This window comes from Shewanella sp. SM23, assembly GCF_025654295.1.
Taxonomy (GTDB): domain Bacteria; phylum Pseudomonadota; class Gammaproteobacteria; order Enterobacterales; family Shewanellaceae; genus Shewanella; species Shewanella oncorhynchi.
In genome coordinates, this window is the sequence record NZ_JAKKRM010000009.1 from 22,112 (window position 1) to 43,518 (window position 21,407).

At 44.9% G+C, this 21,407-nt stretch carries 21 protein-coding genes; 12 read left to right on the forward strand and 9 right to left on the reverse strand.

The genetic code is table 11. From position 1 onward, the window contains the following. Nucleotides 1-7: 7 nt before the first annotated feature. From tdh to L5L98_RS12515, 3 genes are all read right to left on the reverse strand, one after another. Nucleotides 8-1,033, reverse strand: coding sequence for an L-threonine 3-dehydrogenase (gene tdh / locus L5L98_RS12505; RefSeq protein WP_012090660.1), 1,026 nt, complete (start codon nucleotides 1,031-1,033; stop codon nucleotides 8-10). Nucleotides 1,034-1,044: 11 nt separating this feature from the next. Further along, complete coding sequence (locus tag L5L98_RS12510; protein ID WP_168826108.1) at nucleotides 1,045-2,238, reverse strand: glycine C-acetyltransferase; 1,194 nt, start codon at nucleotides 2,236-2,238, stop codon at nucleotides 1,045-1,047. 286 nt (nucleotides 2,239-2,524) lie between these two features. After that, entirely contained in the window at nucleotides 2,525-3,172 is a 648-nt protein-coding gene (locus L5L98_RS12515) for a TetR/AcrR family transcriptional regulator (protein WP_113940155.1), read from the reverse strand. Nucleotides 3,173-3,319: 147 nt separating this feature from the next. On the opposite strand from L5L98_RS12515, the gene waaA reads away from it, so the two are divergent. Next, nucleotides 3,320-4,585, forward strand: coding sequence for a lipid IV(A) 3-deoxy-D-manno-octulosonic acid transferase (gene waaA / locus L5L98_RS12520; protein WP_263141277.1), 1,266 nt, complete (start codon nucleotides 3,320-3,322; stop codon nucleotides 4,583-4,585). A gap of 26 nt (nucleotides 4,586-4,611) precedes the next feature. On the opposite strand, the gene L5L98_RS12525 is transcribed toward waaA, so the two are convergent. After that, nucleotides 4,612-5,367 carry a 3-deoxy-D-manno-octulosonic acid kinase gene (locus L5L98_RS12525; RefSeq protein ID WP_263141279.1) on the reverse strand — a complete coding sequence of 252 codons (756 nt, stop codon included), beginning with the start codon at nucleotides 5,365-5,367 and terminating at the stop codon, nucleotides 4,612-4,614. Between the two features lie 98 nt (nucleotides 5,368-5,465). Between L5L98_RS12525 and L5L98_RS12530 the strand changes: the two genes are divergently transcribed. The 4 genes from L5L98_RS12530 to L5L98_RS12545 all read left to right on the forward strand — a co-directional run bounded on the left by L5L98_RS12530 (nucleotide 5,466) and on the right by L5L98_RS12545 (nucleotide 9,364). Beyond that, entirely contained in the window at nucleotides 5,466-6,515 is a 1,050-nt protein-coding gene (locus L5L98_RS12530; RefSeq protein WP_263141281.1) for a glycosyltransferase family 9 protein, read from the forward strand. Between the two features lie 24 nt (nucleotides 6,516-6,539). Further along, nucleotides 6,540-7,613 (forward strand): hypothetical protein, encoded by a 1,074-nt coding sequence (locus L5L98_RS12535; protein WP_263141284.1) that lies wholly within the window; start codon nucleotides 6,540-6,542, stop codon nucleotides 7,611-7,613. A gap of 84 nt (nucleotides 7,614-7,697) precedes the next feature. Continuing rightward, nucleotides 7,698-8,804 (forward strand): dTDP-4-amino-4,6-dideoxy-D-glucose aminotransferase VioA, encoded by a 1,107-nt coding sequence (gene vioA / locus L5L98_RS12540; RefSeq protein ID WP_212599438.1) that lies wholly within the window; start codon nucleotides 7,698-7,700, stop codon nucleotides 8,802-8,804. Beyond that, the gene (locus L5L98_RS12545) at nucleotides 8,804-9,364 is read left to right on the forward strand and encodes an acyltransferase (protein ID WP_212599439.1); all 561 of its coding nucleotides are present in this window, start codon (nucleotides 8,804-8,806) and stop codon (nucleotides 9,362-9,364) included. Before vioA ends, L5L98_RS12545 begins: the two co-directional genes overlap by 1 nt. A gap of 75 nt (nucleotides 9,365-9,439) precedes the next feature. Here the strand turns inward: L5L98_RS12545 and L5L98_RS12550 are convergent, their stop codons facing one another. Next, nucleotides 9,440-10,354 (reverse strand): WavQ, encoded by a 915-nt coding sequence (locus L5L98_RS12550; protein WP_263141289.1) that lies wholly within the window; start codon nucleotides 10,352-10,354, stop codon nucleotides 9,440-9,442. A 286-nt stretch (nucleotides 10,355-10,640) separates the two neighbouring features. Between L5L98_RS12550 and rfbB the strand changes: the two genes are divergently transcribed. The 7 genes from rfbB to L5L98_RS12585 all read left to right on the forward strand — a co-directional run bounded on the left by rfbB (nucleotide 10,641) and on the right by L5L98_RS12585 (nucleotide 17,118). Next, nucleotides 10,641-11,699, forward strand: a complete 1,059-nt coding sequence (gene rfbB / locus L5L98_RS12555; protein WP_263141291.1) for a dTDP-glucose 4,6-dehydratase — start codon at nucleotides 10,641-10,643, stop codon at nucleotides 11,697-11,699. 91 nt (nucleotides 11,700-11,790) lie between these two features. Continuing rightward, a complete protein-coding gene (gene rfbA / locus L5L98_RS12560; protein ID WP_263141294.1) occupies nucleotides 11,791-12,660 on the forward strand; it encodes a glucose-1-phosphate thymidylyltransferase RfbA in 870 nt (289 codons plus the stop codon). 47 nt (nucleotides 12,661-12,707) lie between these two features. Then, nucleotides 12,708-13,589: a dTDP-4-dehydrorhamnose reductase gene (rfbD, locus tag L5L98_RS12565; RefSeq protein WP_263141296.1), complete on the forward strand. Its 882-nt coding sequence runs from the start codon at nucleotides 12,708-12,710 to the stop codon at nucleotides 13,587-13,589. A 10-nt stretch (nucleotides 13,590-13,599) separates the two neighbouring features. After that, nucleotides 13,600-14,139 (forward strand): dTDP-4-dehydrorhamnose 3,5-epimerase, encoded by a 540-nt coding sequence (gene rfbC / locus L5L98_RS12570; RefSeq protein ID WP_263141299.1) that lies wholly within the window; start codon nucleotides 13,600-13,602, stop codon nucleotides 14,137-14,139. 20 nt (nucleotides 14,140-14,159) lie between these two features. After that, on the forward strand, nucleotides 14,160-14,990 hold the full coding sequence (locus L5L98_RS12575) for a hypothetical protein (RefSeq protein ID WP_263141302.1): 831 nt from the start codon (nucleotides 14,160-14,162) through the stop codon (nucleotides 14,988-14,990). A 70-nt stretch (nucleotides 14,991-15,060) separates the two neighbouring features. Continuing rightward, a complete protein-coding gene (gene coaD / locus L5L98_RS12580; RefSeq protein ID WP_105250747.1) occupies nucleotides 15,061-15,552 on the forward strand; it encodes a pantetheine-phosphate adenylyltransferase in 492 nt (163 codons plus the stop codon). 90 nt (nucleotides 15,553-15,642) lie between these two features. Beyond that, nucleotides 15,643-17,118: a capsule assembly Wzi family protein gene (locus L5L98_RS12585; protein ID WP_263141306.1), complete on the forward strand. Its 1,476-nt coding sequence runs from the start codon at nucleotides 15,643-15,645 to the stop codon at nucleotides 17,116-17,118. Nucleotides 17,119-17,190: 72 nt separating this feature from the next. On the opposite strand, the gene mutM is transcribed toward L5L98_RS12585, so the two are convergent. The 4 genes from mutM to L5L98_RS12605 form a co-directional block, all read right to left on the reverse strand. Then, a complete protein-coding gene (mutM, locus tag L5L98_RS12590; protein WP_263141309.1) occupies nucleotides 17,191-18,006 on the reverse strand; it encodes a bifunctional DNA-formamidopyrimidine glycosylase/DNA-(apurinic or apyrimidinic site) lyase in 816 nt (271 codons plus the stop codon). Nucleotides 18,007-18,041: 35 nt separating this feature from the next. Next, nucleotides 18,042-18,497, reverse strand: coding sequence for a hypothetical protein (locus L5L98_RS12595; RefSeq protein WP_263141311.1), 456 nt, complete (start codon nucleotides 18,495-18,497; stop codon nucleotides 18,042-18,044). A 90-nt stretch (nucleotides 18,498-18,587) separates the two neighbouring features. Next, a complete protein-coding gene (moaA, locus tag L5L98_RS12600; protein ID WP_263141314.1) occupies nucleotides 18,588-19,571 on the reverse strand; it encodes a GTP 3',8-cyclase MoaA in 984 nt (327 codons plus the stop codon). Nucleotides 19,572-19,587: 16 nt separating this feature from the next. Further along, nucleotides 19,588-21,399 (reverse strand): bifunctional molybdopterin-guanine dinucleotide biosynthesis adaptor protein MobB/molybdopterin molybdotransferase MoeA, encoded by a 1,812-nt coding sequence (locus L5L98_RS12605; RefSeq protein ID WP_263141317.1) that lies wholly within the window; start codon nucleotides 21,397-21,399, stop codon nucleotides 19,588-19,590. Nucleotides 21,400-21,407 lie beyond the last annotated feature (8 nt).

Consider the following 21,407-nt stretch of genomic DNA (forward strand, 5'->3'; position numbering starts at 1 on the left):
TGGAGGATTAATCCCAGCTGAGGATTACTTTACCTGATTGGCCCGAGCCCATAGCGTCGAAACCTTGTTGGAAATCGTCAATCTTGAAGTGGTGAGTGATGATAGGTGAAATATCTAAGCCTGATTGGATAAGACTGGCCATCTTGTACCAAGTTTCGAACATTTCACGGCCGTAGATGCCTTTGATGACCAAACCTTTGAAGATCACTTTGCTCCAGTCGATGGCCATTTCACCACTAGGAATACCGAGCATAGCGACTTTGCCGCCGTGGTTCATGGTATCTAACATGGCGTGGAAGGCTGAGGGTACGCCAGACATTTCTAATCCAACGTCGAAACCTTCGGTCATGCCCAGTTCTTTCATCACGTCTTTTAGGTTTTCTTTTGACACGTTCACAGCGCGCGTGGCGCCCATTTTACGGGCCAGTTCTAAGCGGTATTCGTTGACGTCGGTGATCACCACATGGCGAGCACCTACGTGACGACATACTGCTGCCGCCATTATGCCGATGGGACCTGCGCCGGTGATCAACACGTCTTCACCGACTAAATCGAAGGATAATGCTGTGTGCACAGCGTTACCAAAGGGGTCAAAGATTGAGGCTAAATCATCGCTGATATCATCAGGGATTTTAAAGGCGTTAAAGGCGGGGATAACTAAGTATTCTGCAAATGAACCTTCACGATTGACACCCACGCCAGAGGTGTTACGGCATAAATGGGTGCGGCCTGCGCGGCAGTTACGGCAGTGGCCACAGGTAATATGACCTTCGCCAGACACGCGGTCTCCAATCTTAAAACCACGAACTTCTTGGCCTATATCAACCACTTCGCCTACATATTCATGACCAACAACCATAGGGACTGGAATGGTTTTTTGTGACCATTCGTCCCAGTTGTAGATGTGCATGTCGGTGCCACAAATCGCAGTTTTTTTAATTTTGATCAGCAGATCGTTGTGGCCCATCACTGGCTTAGGCGCATCGACTAACCAAATACCTTTTTCGGCTTTTAACTTGCTTAGTGCTTTCATTGTCTTAAGTCCTAAATAATGCCCATTTCTTTGGCAATACGGGTAAAGGCGGTGATCGCTTTGTCGAGTTGCTCACGGGTATGTGCCGCTGACATTTGCGTACGGATACGGGCTTGTCCCTTAGGAACGACTGGGAACGAGAAGCCAATAACATAAATATGTTCTGCTAATAAGCGGTTAGCAAAGTCGCCCGCCAGTTTCGCATCACCAATCATCACAGGGATAATCGCGTGGTCGGCGCCGCCCAAAGTAAAGCCTGCTGCTGACATTTGCTCACGGAAATAACGGCTGTTTTCCCATACGGCTTCGCGCAGGGCTTGGCCTGATTTGAGCATTTCTAACACATGGATAGATGCAGTCACGATTGACGGCGCTAATGAGTTAGAGAACAGGTAAGGACGTGAACGCTGGCGTAACCAGTCGATGACTTCTTTTTTACCCGAAGTGAAACCGCCCGATGCGCCGCCTAAGGCTTTGCCTAAGGTGCCGGTGATGATGTCCACTCTGTCCATCACATTGCAATATTCGTGGGTTCCACGGCCGTTTGCGCCAATAAAGCCTACCGCGTGAGAGTCATCGACCATCACCAGTGCGCTGTATTTATCGGCTAAATCACATACGCCTTGCAGGTTAGCAATCACGCCGTCCATCGAGAATACGCCATCGGTGGCGATCAAGATATTACGGGCGCCCGCTTCTTTCGCGGCGATCAACTGAGTTTCTAAATCGGCCATATCGTTGTTGGCATAACGGAAACGCTTTGCTTTACATAAACGTACACCGTCGATGATAGAAGCATGGTTTAACGCATCAGAAATGATGGCGTCTTCTGCATCTAACAAGGTTTCGAATAGACCTGCGTTCGCATCAAAACATGAAGAGTAAAGAATGGTGTCTTCAGTGCCGAGGAATTCGCTCAGGCTAGCTTCTAGCTTTTTATGTATGTCTTGGGTACCGCAAATAAAACGTACTGATGCCATACCAAAGCCGTGGCTGTCTAAGCCCTGTTGGGCGGCTTTGATTAGCTCTGGGTGATTCGCTAGGCCTAGGTAATTATTCGCGCAAAAGTTAACAACTTCTTGGTGATTAACTTGAATGGCAGTTTGTTGCGGTGAGGCAATAACACGCTCGCTTTTATATAAGCCTTCGGCTTTGATGTCTGCAAGCTGTTGATTAATCTGTGCGTAGAATGAGGTAGAGGCCACCTGATATCTCCTTAGTTAACTTTATTCTGATTTTGGGAGTGGCGGCATTCTAACTCTAAACCTAATCGGCCTACAGCCTTTTTTTCATGCAGGTTCGCAAGATAAACTAGTTTAGGGCTAAAGTGGTTTTTACATTATAAAAACTAATGTGCAACATAAGTTTGCCACTGTTTGACTGAGTATTCTTTTAAGCGTTGTAGAGCGAAAACGGGTTCGCACTCAGTACTATAATTGCTTTGAGTTTAGTTCCGAATGCGAGTTCCCAACATAGGCGTTTGGGATGATGTTATAGGGATTCTTGACTCGCTAGCGCGTGGTAATGTTGCTCTAGGCGAGTAAAAGTCGCAACGGAAGTCGGGGTTGCATAGGCTTTGAAAATCATCAGCACCCTTAAAACGCCTTCATAAAGTGTCGCTTTAGTAATGGTGGACGTGCTGGATTGTGTGAGTTGATAACCAATCCAAAAGCTGACGATCATCTTAATGGTATCCGCCAGTGGCGTGATTTTGTCAGCATCGACACACAGAAATCCGTCTTGTGTGAGTTTATGCAGCACATGGCTTGAACGCGTTAAGACTTGCTGCTGTGCGTGCAAATAGCGTTTTTTTAGTTCTTCATCGCGAGCGAGAATATCCGCAAGATTGGCGTACATGAAGCGGAATTGCCACAAGGTATAGAACATAGCATCGAAGTAGCCGATTAACAGTTCTACATCCACTTGCTTATCTTCATAGGGTTGGAAACCCGATTCGAGATGATTCTCATAGAGACTGAAAATACAGCGGATAATGTCTTCTTTATTGCGAAAATGGTAATAAAGATTCCCGGGACTCATATTTAAGTGAGCGGCAATGTGATTGGTGGTGATGTTTCTTTCGCCATGCTCGTTGAACAGTTCAAGACTGGCATAGATTATTTTGTCGCGGGTTTTCATAAGTTATCCAAATTGCTAGTGAACGCCACATAATTGATCAAAGAAAGCTAACCAACGACCGCCGAACTGCTGGTAAATTATCCCTAATTTGGTGCATATGCTAACATTGCCGCTATTCATCAGGCAAAACTCATAAGCACGTTTTTAATGAATCGTTTTCTCTATTCCACGATCTTATATTTATTATCCCCTTTGCTAATCGTCTATTTAGCATTTCGTGCTATTAAAAGCCCTGATTACCGCGGTCGTTGGGGGGAACGTTTTGGATTAACCCGACTTAAATCGACGGATGTACTGGTCCATTCTGTGTCTATGGGTGAAACGCTTGCGGCAATCCCATTGATCCGTTTGATTATGCAATCACACCCTGAGTTAAGCATTACGGTTACCACAACCAGCCCAACAGGGTCTGCCGAAGTGCGTAAAGCCTTTGGTGACTCAGTGCAGCATTGTTATTTACCCTTTGACTTACCTTGGTGTGTGCGGCGTTTCTTGCGCCAAGTCTCACCTAAATCTTGCATCATTATGGAAACCGAACTGTGGCCTAACTTGGTTGCCTTAGCGGCCAAGCGAGGTGTGCGCTTGATGTTGGCCAATGCACGTCTGTCGGCCAAGTCGGCGGCGCAATATGCTAAGCGCCCTAAACTCAGTCGACCTATGTTGCAACGACTCGATGTTATTGCGGTGCAGACTCGAGTGGAAGCGCAGCGTTTTATCGAGTTAGGTGTATCGCAGGACAGAGTAACAGTATGCGGTAGCTTGAAGTTTGATCTCAGTATTACGCCTGAGCGTTTAGCCAATGCCAAGCAGCTACGTCAAGCTTGGGGGCGTGAAACCTCGCCGATTTGGGTCGCAGGCAGTGTGCATCCTGGAGAATTTGACGCCATGCTCACCGCCCATAAGCAATTATTAGCTCAGTGGCCCGATGCCTTGCTGATTATTGCACCGCGTCATCCTGAGCAGTTTTCTGCCGTTGCTGAGTTTGTTGCCAGCCAAGGTTTTGAATCTGTTCGCCGCAGCGGTAATTTTCCTGTGGCGGCCACGACTCAAGTGCTGGTCGGCGATACCATGGGTGAACTTCTGACCTTTTATGGCGCGGCGGACCAAGCCTTTGTCGGTGGCACGCTGATCAATAATGGTGGCCATAATCCCTTGGAGCCTGTTGCTATGGGCGTACCTGTTATGGTGGGGCCGAACCATTGGGACTTTGCCCAGATTACGCAGATGTTGGCGGATGCTGGTGGGTTAAGGGTTGTCGCTTCGGCGGATGAACTTGCCGCTAACTTGATTGAGTATTTTGCTAAACCTGAGTTACGCCAGCAGGCGGTGAACGCGGGATTGGCTGTGGTTGAGGCAAATCGCGGTGCCTTGCAACAACAATATCTTCTCGCGCAATCTTTAATAACCGCTTAATTCAACTGGATAATTCGTTTAGTGGATCAGGCGCTTTGCATCGCCGCTTGATAGCCTTGCATTAGTGATGACCAGTTATCAGCGGTGAAGGCAAGGTTTGGTAGCTTGGCTTGTTCTTTATTAAAGGAACGTAACAGTCTGTCTAGATTTGATTGCTGCCATTGCGGGCTCGGGTTTTTTAACTCGCCGCGGTCGAAATCGATAAGATAAAACCGCTCTGGCGTTAAGGGTTCAGTTTGTGCGGGCTGGAACAAAATATTCTTGGCATTGAGATCGGCGTGGTACACACCGCGCTGGTGGAATTGGGCGATGCAAGCCCCTAATGCCTGCCATTGCTCTGTGCTCATGACCCCTTTGCCGAGTTTAGCGACTAAATCTTCGGCGCCTTCGACCCGTTCGATAATGATATCGGCGCGGTAAAATAATCCATCGCGCACTATGTTGGCGGCAATCGGTTTAGGTACAGCAAAATCTTCGCGATACAAAATGTCTAATAAGCGTAACTCACCCATGGCGCGGGTATTTTCGAGGCCGGTATAAACGTAAGCATCTTTGCTGAATTTCTCCATTAAGCCGCCACGCCAATAATGACGCAATACCCAATGACTGTGCTCAAATGCCACAAACCAAGTGGTGTAGCGGCCTTTGGATGAACCGACGACAGCATTTTTAGCCCGCCAAAAATCCACCGTGAACCACGCGGGATCGATATCTGTTGGCGTATCTTGGCAAACTGCAATGTTACCTTGGGCGGTTTTTATGAGCTGTATCTGAGCATTCATCGGAGATTTGTTGACTTAAGCGTGGCACCTAGGGCCATTCTACATTAAGATCCTTAGCTTGCGCCAAATAACCTTAAGAGCTTTTAGCTTCAATCCCAATGAGTTTAAATCCCAATACCATGAATTCCCTTTGTTTGCTGCGCTTATCCGCTATCGGTGACGTCTGTCATGCCGTGGCTATGGTGCAGGCGATTCAGCGGCAATACCCCGAGCTCAAAATCACATGGGTGATCGGTAAACTCGAATATCAATTGTTGAAGCATTTACCCGGCATTGAGTTTGTTATTTTCGATAAATCTCAAGGATGGCGCAGCTATTTTAATTTGCGTAAGGCCTTAAAAGGCCGACGTTTTGACGTGCTGCTGCATATGCAGGTTGCGCTACGTGCTACCTTGGCTTCATTAGCCATTTCGGCAAAGGTGCGCATAGGCTTTGATCGTGCCCGCGCTAAAGAAGGTCAGTGGCTAGTGACAAATCACAGGGTGGAGCCCTTGGCCAAGCCCCATGTGCTCGAAGGATTTATGGGATTCGCTAAGGCGATTGGCGTTAACGATCTCACTCCTCAATGGCATATTCCTGTGCCAATTGCGGATACTGAATTTGCCCAGACGCAGATTAAAGACAATGAAAAAGTCTTTATCATTTGCGCTGCAGCCAGTAAGGCAGAACGTAACTGGTTACCAGAGCGTTATGCCGCCGTTGCGAGCCATGCGATTGCGAAAGGGTTTAGAGTCATGCTGTGCGGTGGTCCAACGCAGCTTGAGAAGGATTTAGCAGAGCAAATCTTGCAGGCTTGTCCCTCTAAAATCGATAATTTAGTGGGCAAAACCAGTCTGACTCAATTATTGGCCCTGCTAAAACGCGCAAGATTAGTGTTAGCTCCGGATACTGGCCCTGCGCATATGGCGGTGACCCAAGGCACGCCAGTCATTGGTTTATATGCCCATTCCAATCCTGGGCGCACAGGTCCTTATCTATCGCAGCAATATGTGGTGAGTGCCTATGATGAGGCCATGAGATCGCAACATAGTGGACAAATTAAGTGGGGAACTCGCGCTAAAGGCGAGCATCTAATGTCATTGATCAGTGTTGAAGCTGTGATTGAGAAGTTTGAGCTGGTGGCGCATGACACTAAAGCTTCAGAATAAATTTATTTGGATTAAAGGTTAATTATGGCTCCTCAAAAAGCCCCTAAGTTCTTGTTTATCCCAGTCTCATCGGCTGAGGGCATAGGTGAGTATATGCGCTCAATGATCATTGCCGATGAGGTGAAGAGAACTTGGCCGAATGCCGAGATTAAGTTTATTTTGAGTCAACAAGCTCCCTATGCGACTCAGTGCCCTTATCCTGCTGAGCTACTCGAAGATACGCCGACTAAACAAGTCAAGGCGGTTAACCAAATCATGTCTGATTTCCTGCCTGATATAGTATTGTTCGACGCATCAGGTCGTAAATCGCAGTTAGTCCATGCCCATAAACTCGGTGCAAAGGTAATCTTTCTCAGTCAGCATAAGCGTAAGCGTAGTCGTGGAATGAAAATTGGCCGCGCTTTAGTGACGGATTGTCATTGGGTCGTGCAACCAGAATTTGTGATTGGCCCTATTAGTTGGTTAGATCGCCTTAAGCTGAAGCTAATTAATAGACCTGAGCCTTTGAATATTGGTCCTGTCTTTACCCAGCCAGATACAATTACCCAATCAGCATTATTAGCGCAATATCAGCTAACGCAAAATGAGTTTGTATTATTCAATGCGGGTTCTGGTGGTCACAGGGTGAATGGTGAACTAGCCGCTGATATTTTTGCTAAGGCTGCCAGTGAAAGTTATAAAGCATCTGGTATTTTAAGTGTCATGGTTTTCGGCCCGAATTACCCCAATCTTCTGCCTGAGCTTGAGGGGGTAGTTGTTATTCCTCAATTGAATAATCAGCAATTTATTAATATGTTGGCTGCGGCTAAGGCTGCCGTATTGAGCGGTGGGGATACTTTATTACAAGCGATAGCGCTGCACAAACCGACATTAGCAGTTCCCGTATCGAAGGATCAGCCGCCACGAATTGAAAAGTGCGTATCAGAAAAGTACGTAATAAGTTGTGAAACTAAATCAGAAGCCATAGGACATAAGATTGCCTTGCTCTTAGATCCTACATTAGCCAATCAGCTAATAACATCATTAGCAAGAGGCGAGCAGCTTAACGGACTTGATATGGCGATGAAGGAGCTGGCATTTTTATTAGATCTTGGCTGATTTTTTATGATGAGTCATTTTTAGCCTATTAATCTTACCTGGCTAGTTTGCAATATTTCTGCATTATTTATTGAGAGAATACATATGTCTAAACTGATCCCTGTGACTCAACCATTCTTGCCCGAACTGAATGAATTTACCCCATATCTTGAAGAAATATGGCGTAATCGTTGGTTAACAAATAATGGCCCATTCCATCAGAGACTCGAAAAAGAACTGGGTGAGTATCTTGGGGTACAGCATGTCTCATTATTTAATAATGCTACGATCGCGCTAATCACGTCTTTGCAGGCATTAAAGATATCTGGAGAAGTGATTACAACGCCATATTCTTTTGTTGCTACGAGTCACTCTATTTTATGGAATGGACTCGTGCCAGTTTTTGTAGATATAGATCCCAATACGTTCAATATAGACCCTAAAAAAATTGAGGCTGCAATCACACCTAAGACATCGGCTATTATGCCTGTCCATTGTTACTCCAATCCTTGTGATGTTGAGGCGATCGAGGTTATTGCAGATAAACATGGACTTAAGGTCATTTATGATGCTGCCCATGCATTTGGTGTTAATTACAAAGGTCAGAGTTTACTTAACTATGGTGATTTATCGATTTTAAGCTTTCATGCCACGAAAGTGTTTAATACTTTTGAAGGTGGAGCTGTGATTAGTCCTGATGCAGAGACCAAATTGCAAATCGATAGGTTGAAAAATTTTGGTATTGAGGATGAGTTAACGGTTACTGCGGTAGGCATAAATGGAAAAATGAGTGAGATCAATGCCGCCTTTGGTTTGGTACAGTTGAAACATATTACCCAAGCGATAGAGCAACGAAAAGTTATCGACCATCACTATAGAGAGAAGCTTGCTGACGTCGAAGGGATTCGTGTGCCTGAATTATCTAAAGATAGTAACAGTAACTATTCTTATTTTCCTGTGTTGGTTGAATCATCTTATCGTCTGAGTCGAGATGAGCTTTATGAAAAACTAAAGAAAAACAATATATTATCTCGCCGCTATTTTTACCCATTAATCAGTAATATGTCTATGTATAAAGGCTTAGAGTCTGCTTCAGTCGATCATCTTCCCTATGCGAATGAGACGTCAAATAAAGTCTTGTGCATTCCTATTTTTAATGAGATGGAAATGGATGATGTTAATTTAATTATTGACTTGATAAGGAGTATCTAATGGCCTATTTGAGCCGCGATGAATTAGAAAAGATGGGTATCGCTTCAGTTGGAGAGGCAGTTTTTATTTCAGATAAAGCATCTATCTACGGTGCTGAGAGAATTACTCTTGGTAATAATATTCGCATTGATGATTTTTGTGTGTTATCCGCTGGTGCTGGCGGAATCGTCATTGGCGATTATGTCCACATAGCCGTTTTTTCCTTATTGATTGGCGCTGGGAAAATTGTGTTATCTGATTACAGTACATTATCATCTCGTGTCAGCGTATATTCTAGTAGTGATGATTACTCTGGTGAGTATATGACAAACCCCACAGTGCCAGCAGAATTTACAAATGTAAATCATGGTGATGTATTAATTGGAAGGCATGTTGTTATAGGCAGTGGTAGTGTGATCTTACCTGAGTCCATCATTCATGATGGTGTTGCTGTTGGGGCATTATCTTTGGTTAATAACATATGCCATGAATTTGGCATATACGCTGGCGTGCCAGCAAAGAGAATTAAAGAACGGCAGCGGAAGTTACTTAATGTTGCAGATATTGCAAATCTTAAGTAGGTTTTACTTTACGTAAAGATATGCCTAGTATTTATGCTGAATAAATGCCAAGCATATCCCCTGTGGCTATAGCCGTCAGGATAAATTAAAAAATGTTTTTGATTCCAGCATAAAATCAGTCACAGATTGAGCATATTGCTTATCTAGCTTTTCAAAGTGCTGTCTTTTTAGATACCTGGTCGAATTGGCGAACTCTAAGTCTTCCAATCCATAGGCTATGCCATACCGATTCTCAATGTTGGGATACCATTGTTCCTTTGTGATCCCTTCCTCTGGTACTACAATTGACTCGCAGCCGCATAAGCTCGCAAATGATGAATAGGCTGAGTATGCGTCATATGAAATAAATTGTTTCACCCTTTTGAATATGTTAGCAATTTCTTCATGTGATAAACCATCAATAAGAATTGCATCTTTTGGGTGGTATGTCTTAGGCTTTATTTTATCTTTTCGGATTGAATATGCGACACCGACTCTAGGCTCTTGCGTATTTTTTTCATTGTATATTTCATAGGGAATATGCAATATATTGAGAATGTTATTCGATAATGTCGAGCCATGGAAATGAAAGTCATTGACTAGACCATGGTCAAATTTGAAATAAAGTTCATTAGCACCATAGAAAACCTCTCCGGTAAAAAAACCCGGCTGATTTAGTAACCACCGAATGATGTTCTTTGCTTTTAAAGGATTACCAAAAACGAGTTCAGGGTAAATAACAATATCATTATCAGTGACTTCACCTTTATATATCGGCGTGTTGAATTCAGGGTTGGTTCTATATTTTCTAAATAACCCATCAATAGACTTATTAATAAGTTTTTTTAGTCCAGAGAGATCTTTTTTGCTGATTTTATATTGTTGAAAAAGAGGGGATATCACAGCATTACCACCGAGCTCATTAATGAGATGGCACAGTTTGTGTAAAACAATGACGCCTCCAGAGGTTCGGTTATATGAAGGTGCAAAAATGATGTATCTCGTTTGCATTATCTAACCTATTATGTTGTTTAAGTGCATTTTATCTTAAGTTGTTGATTTTGATAGCGAGGCTAAGTATTTTAACATTGCTTAGAAAGTATTGTAACTGCTTGTGTAGGCTTGTTGGTATCTCAATGCATTCATCCGATTGTTTAGGAAAAGTCATAACAATATTTTGGGTAGGCTGTGGCTTTGTGCCTACCGTCATGCTGTTACTTTGGTTGATCGTGTACCTTTACTGAGTGGTTTGATATCATAAACCTCATAATTTTTGTGATAATTTTTTGAGGTTGGAATGAAGATCTTAGTAACGGGTGGTGCAGGGTTTATTGGTTCAGCATTGATCCGGTATATCTTAAGTAACACCGAAGACTCGATCGTGAATCTCGATAAATTGACCTATGCGGGTAACTTAGAATCTCTGGCTGTCGTTGAATCGAATCCAAGCTATCAATTTGAAAAAGTTGATATTTGTGACAGAGCCGAGTTAGACCGTGTATTTTCTGCTCATCAACCTGATGTTGTTATGCATCTTGCTGCTGAAAGTCATGTCGATCGTTCGATCGATGGTCCAGCCGCTTTTATTGAAACCAATATTATAGGCACGTATCAGTTGCTGGAAGCGGCTCGTCATTATTGGCGTGGACTCGATGCCGAGCGACAGTCACAGTTTAGATTTCACCATATTTCAACCGATGAAGTGTACGGTGATCTCCCCAATATGACGGATCTTTTCACTGAAAAAACTTCCTATGCCCCTAGTAGTCCGTATTCTGCCTCTAAGGCCTCCAGTGATCATTTAGTACGTGCTTGGCAACGCACCTATGGCTTGCCTGCTATCATCACGAATTGCTCGAATAACTATGGACCCTTCCATTTCCCCGAGAAGCTTATTCCCTTGATGATCTTGAATGCTTTGGAAGGTAAGGCTTTACCCGTCTATGGTAATGGCCAACAGATCCGTGACTGGTTATATGTGGAAGATCACGCCCGCGCACTTTATCGAGTTGTGACTCAGGGCGTTATTGGTGAGACTTATAATATCGGTGGGCATAACGAACAGAAAAATATCGATGTTGTAATGACTATTTGTGAGTTATTGGAAGAGTTGGCGCCGACAAAACCTAACGGTGTAAATCGTTATAGTGATCTCATTACCTATGTTGATGATAGGCCTGGGCATGATCTGCGTTATGCTATTGACGCATCTAAGATTGCGGCTGAATTAGGCTGGCATCCTGAAGAGACCTTCCATTCAGGTATTCGTAAAACTGTTGAATGGTATCTCACCAATCAATCTTGGTGCCAGCATGTACACGATGGCTCATATCAACGTGAGCGTTTAGGCATTTAATCATTTCACTCAATAACTTCAATAAGATCTTAGGTTTTCGGTCATTTTTGTTTTGACTGGGAAACTAGGATCTAAAATCTTAGGATATTCAATGAAAGGTATTATTCTCGCGGGTGGTTCTGGTAGCCGTTTATATCCTATCACTCGAGGTGTCTCCAAACAGCTGTTGCCTGTTTATGATAAGCCAATGATTTATTATCCATTATCGACACTTATGCTGGCAGGAATACGTGATGTGTTAGTGATCACTACACCGGAAGATAATGCGAGTTTCCAGCGATTATTGGGTGATGGCCGTGACTTTGGTATTCACATTTCCTACGCGATTCAAGCGAGTCCCGATGGCTTAGCGCAAGCATTTATTATTGCAGAAGATTTTATTGGTAGTGACAGTGTTTGTTTAGTACTCGGCGACAATATTTTTTATGGCCAATCTTTTAGTAAAACCTTAAAACAGGTCGCTAGCCGACCTACGGGGGCGACGGTATTTGGATATTACGTCCGAGATCCCGAGCGTTTCGGCGTTGTGGAGTTTGACCAAGATTATCGAGCCATCAGTATTGAAGAAAAACCAACTACACCTAAATCAAATTGGGCTGTGACGGGCCTATATTTTTATGATAATTCGGTCATAGATATCGCTAAAAGTATCAAGCCATCAGCCCGTGGTGAGCTTGAAATTACTGAGGTGAATCAAACGTATCTTAATGCTGGCAGTTTAAACGTTGAAATTCTTGGGCGTGGTTTTGCTTGGCTCGATACTGGTACGCATGAAAGTCTACATCAGGCTTCTTCTTTTGTGCAGACAATTGAAAATGTTCAAGGCTTAAAAGTGGCATGCTTAGAAGAAATAGCATGGCGAAATGGCTGGTTAAGCGATGCACAATTGATTGCGCTTGCTCAACCGATGTTAAAGAATGACTATGGCCGCTATTTAGTCTCACTTATTGATAAGCGATAGTCCGATGCTTTTTTATGTAGTTCAATTCATTGTGGGTAAATAAGCTGATGAAGATACTCGTCACAGGTGCAAAGGGACAAGTCGGTAGTCAATTGGTTGAGAAACTGAGCAGCGGCATTAATACCCACGTAGAATTATTAGCAGTGGATCGACACTTGTTGGATATTACCGATGAGTTGGCCGTAAATGCTTGCATTGAACGTTTTCGCCCTGATGTTGTAATCAATGCCGCCGCTTATACTGCGGTGGATAGGGCGGAACAAGATGAACTTAATGCAAAGCGTGTAAATCACTTGGGGCCCCTTTATTTAGCCGTTGCGACCAATAAGATTAAAGCCACTATGATCCACGTTTCTACCGATTATGTGTTTTCTGGTGATGCAAAAATTCCTTATATTGAGTCAGATACAGTCAATCCTCAAAGTGTTTACGGTGAAACCAAGCTGGCGGGTGAACAAGCTGTTATTAATGCTAATCCTCAGCATTTTGTTTTGAGAACCTCATGGGTATTTGGCGAGACTGGGGCTAATTTTGTCAAAACGATGTTGCGGATTGGTCGTGAACGTTCGGATATTCGTGTTGTCTGTGATCAGTTGGGGAGTCCCACTTATGCGGGTGATATTGCCGACACGCTGATCGCTATGGCAAATCGCTCAATGGAGCCTGAATGTCCTTGGGGTATCTATCATTTTAGTGGCTCACCCTATGTTTCTTGGCATGAATTTGCACAGTATATTTTTGACGAGGCCTATGCCCAACGGTGCCTAAATACGCACATTAAGGTTAAGCCTATTACTACATCTGAGTACCCCACTGCCGCTAAAAGACCCTTAAATTCACGGTTGAATTGTACAAAAATTGCTACAAACCTAGGTGTTTATGCGAGTGATTGGCGATTGGCGTTTAAAGACATTAAGGCCTATTTATAGTAGTAAGACCATGAATATTATAGAAACTAACATTGTAGATGTGAAAATTATTGAGCCTCAAGTTTTCGGTGATGAACGAGGCTTTTTTATGGAGACCTGGAACCAGAGAGGTTTCCAACAAAAGGTCGCCGACTGCCTATTTGTGCAGGATAATCATTCGAAGTCTTGTAAAGGGATACTGCGCGGTTTGCACTATCAGACTGAGCAAAACCAAGGCAAACTTGTACGAGTGACCTCGGGTGAAGTCTTCGATGTGGCAGTTGATTTACGTAAAAATTCCCCGACTTTTGGCCACTGGGTTGGCATTTACTTATCAGCAGAGAATAAAAGACAGTTGTGGATTCCTGCAGGCTTTGCCCATGGTTTTTATGTCACGAGTGATGAAGCTGAATTTGTGTATAAATGTACCGATTACTACCATCCAGCCTCTGAACAGAGTATTGCCTGGGATGATCCTGAGTTAGCGATAGCTTGGCCGATAACTGTCCCTCCCATATTGTCTGCTAAAGATAAAATGGGTACGGCATTTGCCGATGCTTTTACATTTTAGTTCGTTGAGGTTTACTGTAAATGTATGATCGTAAACGCCAAGCGATAGTAATTCTTGTTAGTTATTATCCGCATTACAAGGAAAGCGCACTTAAGTACAGTGCCGATATCCTGTCAAAAATTTCCGACGAAGTTAAAATCTGCGTCGTATACAATACGGCTGAGGCGCGTTCGCAACCTACTCAATACGATCACTTGATTGATTTTGAGCTTGAAGGCAGTAATAAAGGTTGGGAATTTTCTGCTTGGGACGAAGGGCTTGCCCATGTTCGACAGCAGATTAATATAGCAGATGATGATGTACTGATTTTTGCTAATGATACTTTTTGCCACCATTGGCCGTTTTCATCACTTAATGTGAATTTTATTAGTCAGGCTATTAATCGCGCGAGTTTTGGCGAGGTAGTGGGCGATATTAAGCATTTTAAACAGACCATTCAGTTAAACCAAGTGACGGGTGATGCGTGGATGGCATCTTATTTGTTGGCAATACATATGAAGGATATCGGGCTATTACTGCCATTCGACAAGATTGGTTGCGATGATGATTTTAAAGCGTCAATTCTAGTTAATCATGGCAAAGTTGAATTTGCCCGTAGCTGTACTGAAATACAAAACCATTTGTCGACATACATGTTTCCGACCAAACAAGGTAAAGGCTGGTATAACGCGAGTTGTCAAAATCCCGAGCTGATAAAGCTTAAGGTGATCGCCATTCTCAATGAGATACTATTGTCTATAACTTGTGTTCAGCGTGGCGGTAAGTTAGTTTCATTTCATCCGCAGAAGTGGATGCGATCCTTAAATCGTTTTCGGCGGAAGTGGATGGCATTTAAGCGTAAATTGAGTTAGCAGCGTGTTTTTGGGTATCTTCTTGGGTGCCTTTAATGAATATATGATAGCGGTGGGATGTACTTTTACTATGCATACAAGAGCAATTTACCCAGGGACATTTGATCCTATCACCAATGGTCATGCCGACTTGATTGAGCGTGCGGCTAAACTGTTTAAACATGTGGTGATTGGCATTGCGGCTAATCCTTCCAAGCAGCCTAGATTCACCCTTGAAGAGCGAGTTGAATTAGTCAATCGGGTAACTGCTCATTTGGATAATGTCGAGGTGGTGGGGTTTTCGGGGTTGCTAGTGGATTTTGCCAAGGAGCAAAAGGCCAGTGTACTTGTGCGTGGGTTACGCGCGGTATCCGACTTTGAATATGAATTCCAATTAGCAAATATGAATCGCAGATTGAGCCCTGATCTGGAAAGCGTGTTTTTAACGCCTGCCGAGGAAAACTCATTTATCTCTTCAACCTTAGTAAAGGAAGTCGCTTTGCATGGTGGCGATGTGAGCCAGTTTGTTCACCCTGAAGTAACTGCTGCATTGGCGGCAAAGCTTAAGTTGGTTAAACCTTAGATTTTACCTGCGAACTAGATAGTTTTTACGTAGGAGTTTTGTGTTAACTTTGAGGCATTGTTGCCTTGTGATGATACTTAAAAGGATGTTATGAAGGCTTTTTTTTCCCCCACGATCCTTGCTACTAGCATTGCCTCTGGCCTGTTTTTTTCTTCAATGCTTGCTGCTGCACCTTGGGTCGATGCCTCTGATATTTATCTTAGAGCTGATATTCAAGCACTTGCTGATGCGGGTGTGATCACTGTGCCTGTGAATACTTATCCATTGATGTGGTCAGGCATTGGTGGTGATTTAGCGAAAATTGAGCCTGAGCTGCTTTCTCCCTCTTTAGTACAAGCCTTTGCACGGGTTAATTTTTATTATCAAAATGCTGTCGATAATCGTGGTAATGCACGGATAAAAGTATCGGCAGCATCTGATCCTGCTCGCTTTCAACATTATGGTTCTGACTATCGCGAGAAAGGTGAAGTGCTGGGCTCCTACGAGTATTTAGGATCGCGTGTTGCTTATAAGGCGACTGTGGCAGAAACCTATGATCCGCAAGATAATAAAAACTTCCGCCTTGATGAGTCTTATTTTGCCATCATTTTTGGCAATTGGATCGCAACCTTAGGCGCGGTTGAGCAGTGGTGGGGACCGGGGTTTGACTCGGCTCTACATCGTTCTAATAACGCCCGCCCTATGTCATCGTTAACCTTGAGCCGTAACAATGCTGCGGCTTTTGAAACACCTTGGTTATCTTGGATTGGCCCTTGGACCTTTAAAACCGGATTTAGCTTAACTGAAGTGGATCGTGCTGTGCCTAAGACGGCGGAGTGGGATATGCGCTTAAGTGCAAGACCGATTAAACAGTTAGAAGTGGGATTGTCTTGGTCGACCTTATTTTGTGGTGAGGGCCAAAATTGTAACTTTGACTCTTGGTGGGATTCGGTTGCGAGTAATGCTGTTTGTATCGATGGTACAAATGATTGTGCGCCTAATGAGCGCCGCGATGCAGGCCATAGAACTCAAAGTATTGATATGCGTTATGCCGATACTTTGCAGGATATCCCCGTTGGATTATATCTCGAACATAGTTGTGAAAATGGTAGTGACTGCGGCTCACTTTGGGGTATTGATACCCATTTTGGCACATCGGGTAAGCAGTTTAAGTTGTTCATGGAATATTCGGACACCTATGTAAAATGCGATGGTGATAGTGCCAATTGTTTCTATGAGGATCCTGTCTATCTGAGTGGTGCTCGCTACTATGGTCGTGCTTTGGGTTCTACCTATGATAGTGATGCACAAGTGTTTGTGGTTGGATTAGTTGGCCAGTTTAATAACAGCCGTGGTTTTACCTCGTTGCTGCGTTATGCGAAGCTGAATAAAGATGGCTCCAATGTGGCAAACACTTGGGCGCCACAACCGCCAAAAGAAGATTTATTGATGCTGGAGCTTTCTTACCGTATGCCAGTGTGGAAAGGCATGTGGAGCTTAGGTGGAACTGTATCGAGATCGGAGTTTGAAGTTCAAGAAAATGATACCAATGCCACGCTATTTAGCAGTTTTGAGTATCGTTTTTGACAGCTGTAATTGATTAAATAACGAAAAATGCCAAGCACTTGCTTGGCATTTTGGCTTATAAATAACGCAATATTAGCGTGTTTGGCAAATGCCACAAAATACTGTGGTGCGCTGGCCTAAACGGATTTCACTCAGCAAGTTACCGCAGCTTGTGCAGGTTTCACCGCCGCGACCATAGACATGCAGTTTTTGGGCGAAGTAGCCCGGCTTGCCATCGGCATTGGTGAAGTCTTTCAGCGTGGTGCCACCCTGTTTAATGGCGTGGGCTAAGATTTGCTTCACTTCTGCAACTAAAACGGTCAAACGCTCGATATCGATTTTACCTGCTTCGGCCTCTGGGTGAATGCCCGCCGCAAACAGGGCTTCATTGGCGTAAATGTTGCCCACTCCCACTACGATATGATTATCCATCAGGCAGAGTTTGATCGCTTTTTTCTTGCCCGCTAAAGCTGCCGCTAATTGTGCGACATTAAAGGCATGGGTCAGTGGCTCAGGCCCTAATTTGGCGAGTAATGGATGGGCTTCTTCTGGGAGTTCACACCACAGCCAAGCGCCGAAACGTCTCGGATCGTTAAAGCGTAAAATACGGCCGTTGGCGAGCACTAAGTCGATATGGTCATGCTTTTCCACTGGGGTATCGTGGGGCAAAATCCGTAAACTTCCCGACATGCCTAAATGCACTATGCTAGTACCCGCGTCAGTGTCGATTAATAGATACTTAGCACGGCGTCGCACTTGGCGTATAACTTGGCCGATAATCTGTTTGGCTAAGTCAGGCACTGGCCAGCGCAGCGAACCATTGCGGATCACAAGATCAACCACGGTTTGCTCGACAAGGAAGGGTGCAATACCCTGACGGGTGACTTCAACTTCTGGTAATTCCGGCATGGATTCTTTCTTATCTTAAGTAAAATGGGGCGGTATTAAGCTGCGGGTTTCGCATCGAGGATCGGTTGCAGTTTAGCTCGTAAACTCGGTGGTACTAAATACCAATTACCTGCGGGAGACTTTAAGGCGCCTTCATTGGGAAAATAGATCCACAGCTGAGCATCGCGGATATCTGCAATCTGTATAACTAATTCTTGCGGATTATCTGTGGTTTCTGGCGCGGCGGTTAAGGGGGATACCCGTATGGTTTGCCACGCCTTTGCCCATTCATCACAGTTGAGGATTTTAGTGTCGCACTCCCATTGTGATGCTTGCTTGTGCAGCCATAACCCGTCGAGTTGCAGCTGTGAAAGCGGTGCATTATCGTCAAACAGTCGCTGAGCATCACTCGGAACATTATTGGTTTTGTTATCCATAAAAGTCAGCACGGCGACCATAAAGGCGCAGGCGACTATGATGACGTTATTCCATTGCTTACGAGTTAATGCCATAGAAATGTGTGACGCTAAGTATGGGGTGATGCTTCGAGTTTATCACGGCCAAATTGAGATGCTAGCCCTTAAGCGATGGAGTGGTGATGCTTAACCGCCTGTGGCGTTCATAAAGCGTAGGATTTGTACCTGATTATTGCCAAAGTCGTGCTGCTTAGGCTTGAGATTAATTCCCGCGAGAATAGCGACTTTTAATCTTTCAATATCAGCCGGAAATTCCCGGACTATGCTTTTGAGATCAACGGCATGTTCATTGCCTAAACACAGCAATAATTGGCCTTCGACTGTGACGCGCACGCGATTACATTCGTGGCAGAAGTTGTGGCTGTGGGGCGAGATAAAGCCGATATGGATTGGGCTGTCAGCCATAGTGTAATAACGTGCTGGGCCGCCAGTACGTTTGTTGGAAAGCTGTAGCGGATAGTGACTATTGATGATGGCTTTTACTTCATCGCTGCTGCAATGACGGGCGCGTTTCCGCTCATCCATTTCGCCAAGTGGCATTTCTTCGATAAAGGCGATGTCTAAGTTACGGCCACGGCAGAAATCAACTAAATCAATAACTTCATTATCGTTCTGCTGTTTTAAAATCACCGCATTAATCTTGATACGTTCAAATCCCGCCGCAATAGCCGCATCAATACCATCGATGACTCTGTCTAATTTGCCGTTACGCGTTAGCTGAGTAAACAGTGTGGGGTTTAAGGTATCTAGGCTGATATTGAGGCGCTTTAATCCTGCATCAAACATGGGTTTAGCGAATTTTGTCAGCCTTGAACCATTAGTGGTCATGGATAAATCCGTCAGCCCAGGCAGCTTACCAAGCAGACCCACTAGCTGGTCGCAATCGTTGCGAACTAAGGGCTCACCGCCGGTCAGGCGAATTTTAGTCACACCAAGCTCGGTAAAGGCTTGGGCAATCCAAGCTAATTCTTCGAGGTGGAGTACGTGGTCCTTTGGCAGAAAACAGGGATCTTCCGTCATGCAATAAACACAGCGAAAGTCGCAGCGGTCGGTGACCGAGAGCCGTAAATATTCGACCTTACGGCCAAAGGAATCCACAATTAGACTCATAAAAACTCACTGGATCCTAAAGCAGATCCGCAAAGGGTTGAATAAATACAGTTTCACCTGCATTCACGGCTTCTGCATCATCCCCTATGATGATGAGGCAATTCCCTTTAACCATTGAACTTAACATCCCAGAACCTTGGTTGCCCGTGCTACTCACGTGTAGGCGTCCATCTTTACCAAGCTGATAAATCCCGCGAATAAATTCGGTGCGGCCTTGACGGCTTCGTAGAGTTTCATCACTTATTGCAGGGAATAGCTGCGCTTGCCAATTCACTTCACCTGCTAATTTTCGTAAAGCGGGCTGCACAAATTGCAGGAAAGACACCATGACGGCCACAGGGTTGCCAGGCAGTCCGAAGAATAAGCTATTACCGATTTTACCAAAGGCGAGTGGCCGACCCGGACGCATGCTAATCCGCCAGAAATCAATTTTGCCGAGGCGTGCAAGCACGGTTTTGATGTAGTCCGCATCGCCGACAGACACACCACCAGAGCTAATGACGACATCAGCAAGGTTGGCGGCTTTAGCGAGAGTTGCTTCAAGGGCGGCTTCAGAATCTTCGATAATGCCTAAATCGATAACGTCACAACCGAGACGTTTTGCCATCGCTTTGATGGTAAAGCGGTTTGAGTCATAGATGCAGTTAGCTTTGAGTACTTCGCCGGGCTGGCTCACTTCATCGCCGGTGGAGAATACTGCAACAGTTGGGCGGCGATATACACTCAGGTGATTGAGCCCGAGTGAGGCCAGTAAACCTTGTTCGGCGGCGCTTAGGCGAGTGGCTTTGGCGAGGGCGACTTGGCCTTGAGCAATATCTTCTCCAGCGAGGCGAACGTGTTGGCCAGAAAGAATGCGGCCTTCAAAGCTGACAATGCCATCGACTTCCTTGGCAAGCTCTCGGGGCTGCACTGTATCGGCACCCGCGGGCACTGTTGCGCCCGTCATGATACGCACGGTTTCGCCGACCATAAGCGTGCCCGAATATTGATGACCGGCAAGAACCTCTCCCACCAATTTTAAGGTGGCAGGCATTGGGTCTTGATAGACAAAGGCGTAGCCATCCATTGCCGAATTGGTTTGTTGTGGCACGTCGACGGGAGAAATGCTGTCGCTGGCCAGTACGCGGTTATCTAAGGCGTCTAAGTCAATCTCTTCGACTTCAGCCACGGGTGATACATGGGATAAAATCTGCGCTAAACCTTGGCTGACGCTGAGGTTTTTATTGTCGCCTATGGCGCAGGCATCCACTGCCGAAATGGGGTATTGGAGTGGCGCTTCCCAGTTTTGGGTGTACTCCATCACAAAATCGGCAATCTGGCTGACATTGTTGAGATCGAGTCGGCGCAGCTCATTTGGAATTGCGTCGTTTGGCAACTGAGTGTCATCGCAACAGGCGATGGCGAGGATATTCTCATCTTGGGTGTAGATAAAAGGTTTGCCGTGGGCGGCGCGGTGCAATTCAATTTTAGGTAATGCGAGCTTTTTAAAGCCTTCGACGAGGACAATATCGACTTTGTCGGCTTCGATTTGCTTGAGTAAATGGACTAACTCAGGATCGCCATCGCGCGCATCTTCTGTCATCAGCGCCCAGCGTACATGGGAGGCGACCAGCATTTGTCGCGCGCCAGCCTTGCGCATTTCGTAACTGTCTTTGCCGGGAATATCTACGTCGAAATTATGGTGGGCATGTTTGATTACGGCTAAGCGCAGGCCACGTTGATTTAATTCGGGGATCAATTGCTTGAGTAAGGTGGTTTTCCCCGTGCCACTGTAGGCACAAAATCCGAGAACGGGAATAGCGAGCGGATTGACGAAGGGGTTACTCATTTGCACCT

What these genes read in the sequence shown, in the direction of transcription:
- tdh (WP_012090660.1), bottom strand. Translation starts at nt 1,033, where the DNA reads ATGAAAGCACTAAGCAAGTTAAAAGCCGAAAAAGGTATTTGGTTAGTC.
- L5L98_RS12515 (WP_113940155.1), bottom strand. Translation starts at nt 3,172, where the DNA reads ATGAAAACCCGCGACAAAATAATCTATGCCAGTCTTGAACTGTTCAAC.
- waaA (WP_263141277.1), top strand. Translation starts at nt 3,320, where the DNA reads ATGAATCGTTTTCTCTATTCCACGATCTTATATTTATTATCCCCTTTG.
- L5L98_RS12525 (WP_263141279.1), bottom strand. Translation starts at nt 5,367, where the DNA reads ATGAATGCTCAGATACAGCTCATAAAAACCGCCCAAGGTAACATTGCA.
- L5L98_RS12530 (WP_263141281.1), top strand. Translation starts at nt 5,466, where the DNA reads ATGAGTTTAAATCCCAATACCATGAATTCCCTTTGTTTGCTGCGCTTA.
- L5L98_RS12535 (WP_263141284.1), top strand. Translation starts at nt 6,540, where the DNA reads ATGGCTCCTCAAAAAGCCCCTAAGTTCTTGTTTATCCCAGTCTCATCG.
- vioA (WP_212599438.1), top strand. Translation starts at nt 7,698, where the DNA reads ATGTCTAAACTGATCCCTGTGACTCAACCATTCTTGCCCGAACTGAAT.
- L5L98_RS12545 (WP_212599439.1), top strand. Translation starts at nt 8,804, where the DNA reads ATGGCCTATTTGAGCCGCGATGAATTAGAAAAGATGGGTATCGCTTCA.
- L5L98_RS12550 (WP_263141289.1), bottom strand. Translation starts at nt 10,354, where the DNA reads ATGCAAACGAGATACATCATTTTTGCACCTTCATATAACCGAACCTCT.
- rfbB (WP_263141291.1), top strand. Translation starts at nt 10,641, where the DNA reads ATGAAGATCTTAGTAACGGGTGGTGCAGGGTTTATTGGTTCAGCATTG.
- rfbA (WP_263141294.1), top strand. Translation starts at nt 11,791, where the DNA reads ATGAAAGGTATTATTCTCGCGGGTGGTTCTGGTAGCCGTTTATATCCT.
- rfbD (WP_263141296.1), top strand. Translation starts at nt 12,708, where the DNA reads ATGAAGATACTCGTCACAGGTGCAAAGGGACAAGTCGGTAGTCAATTG.
- rfbC (WP_263141299.1), top strand. Translation starts at nt 13,600, where the DNA reads ATGAATATTATAGAAACTAACATTGTAGATGTGAAAATTATTGAGCCT.
- L5L98_RS12575 (WP_263141302.1), top strand. Translation starts at nt 14,160, where the DNA reads ATGTATGATCGTAAACGCCAAGCGATAGTAATTCTTGTTAGTTATTAT.
- coaD (WP_105250747.1), top strand. Translation starts at nt 15,061, where the DNA reads ATGCATACAAGAGCAATTTACCCAGGGACATTTGATCCTATCACCAAT.
- L5L98_RS12585 (WP_263141306.1), top strand. Translation starts at nt 15,643, where the DNA reads ATGAAGGCTTTTTTTTCCCCCACGATCCTTGCTACTAGCATTGCCTCT.
- mutM (WP_263141309.1), bottom strand. Translation starts at nt 18,006, where the DNA reads ATGCCGGAATTACCAGAAGTTGAAGTCACCCGTCAGGGTATTGCACCC.
- L5L98_RS12595 (WP_263141311.1), bottom strand. Translation starts at nt 18,497, where the DNA reads ATGGCATTAACTCGTAAGCAATGGAATAACGTCATCATAGTCGCCTGC.
- moaA (WP_263141314.1), bottom strand. Translation starts at nt 19,571, where the DNA reads ATGAGTCTAATTGTGGATTCCTTTGGCCGTAAGGTCGAATATTTACGG.
- L5L98_RS12605 (WP_263141317.1), bottom strand. Translation starts at nt 21,399, where the DNA reads ATGAGTAACCCCTTCGTCAATCCGCTCGCTATTCCCGTTCTCGGATTT.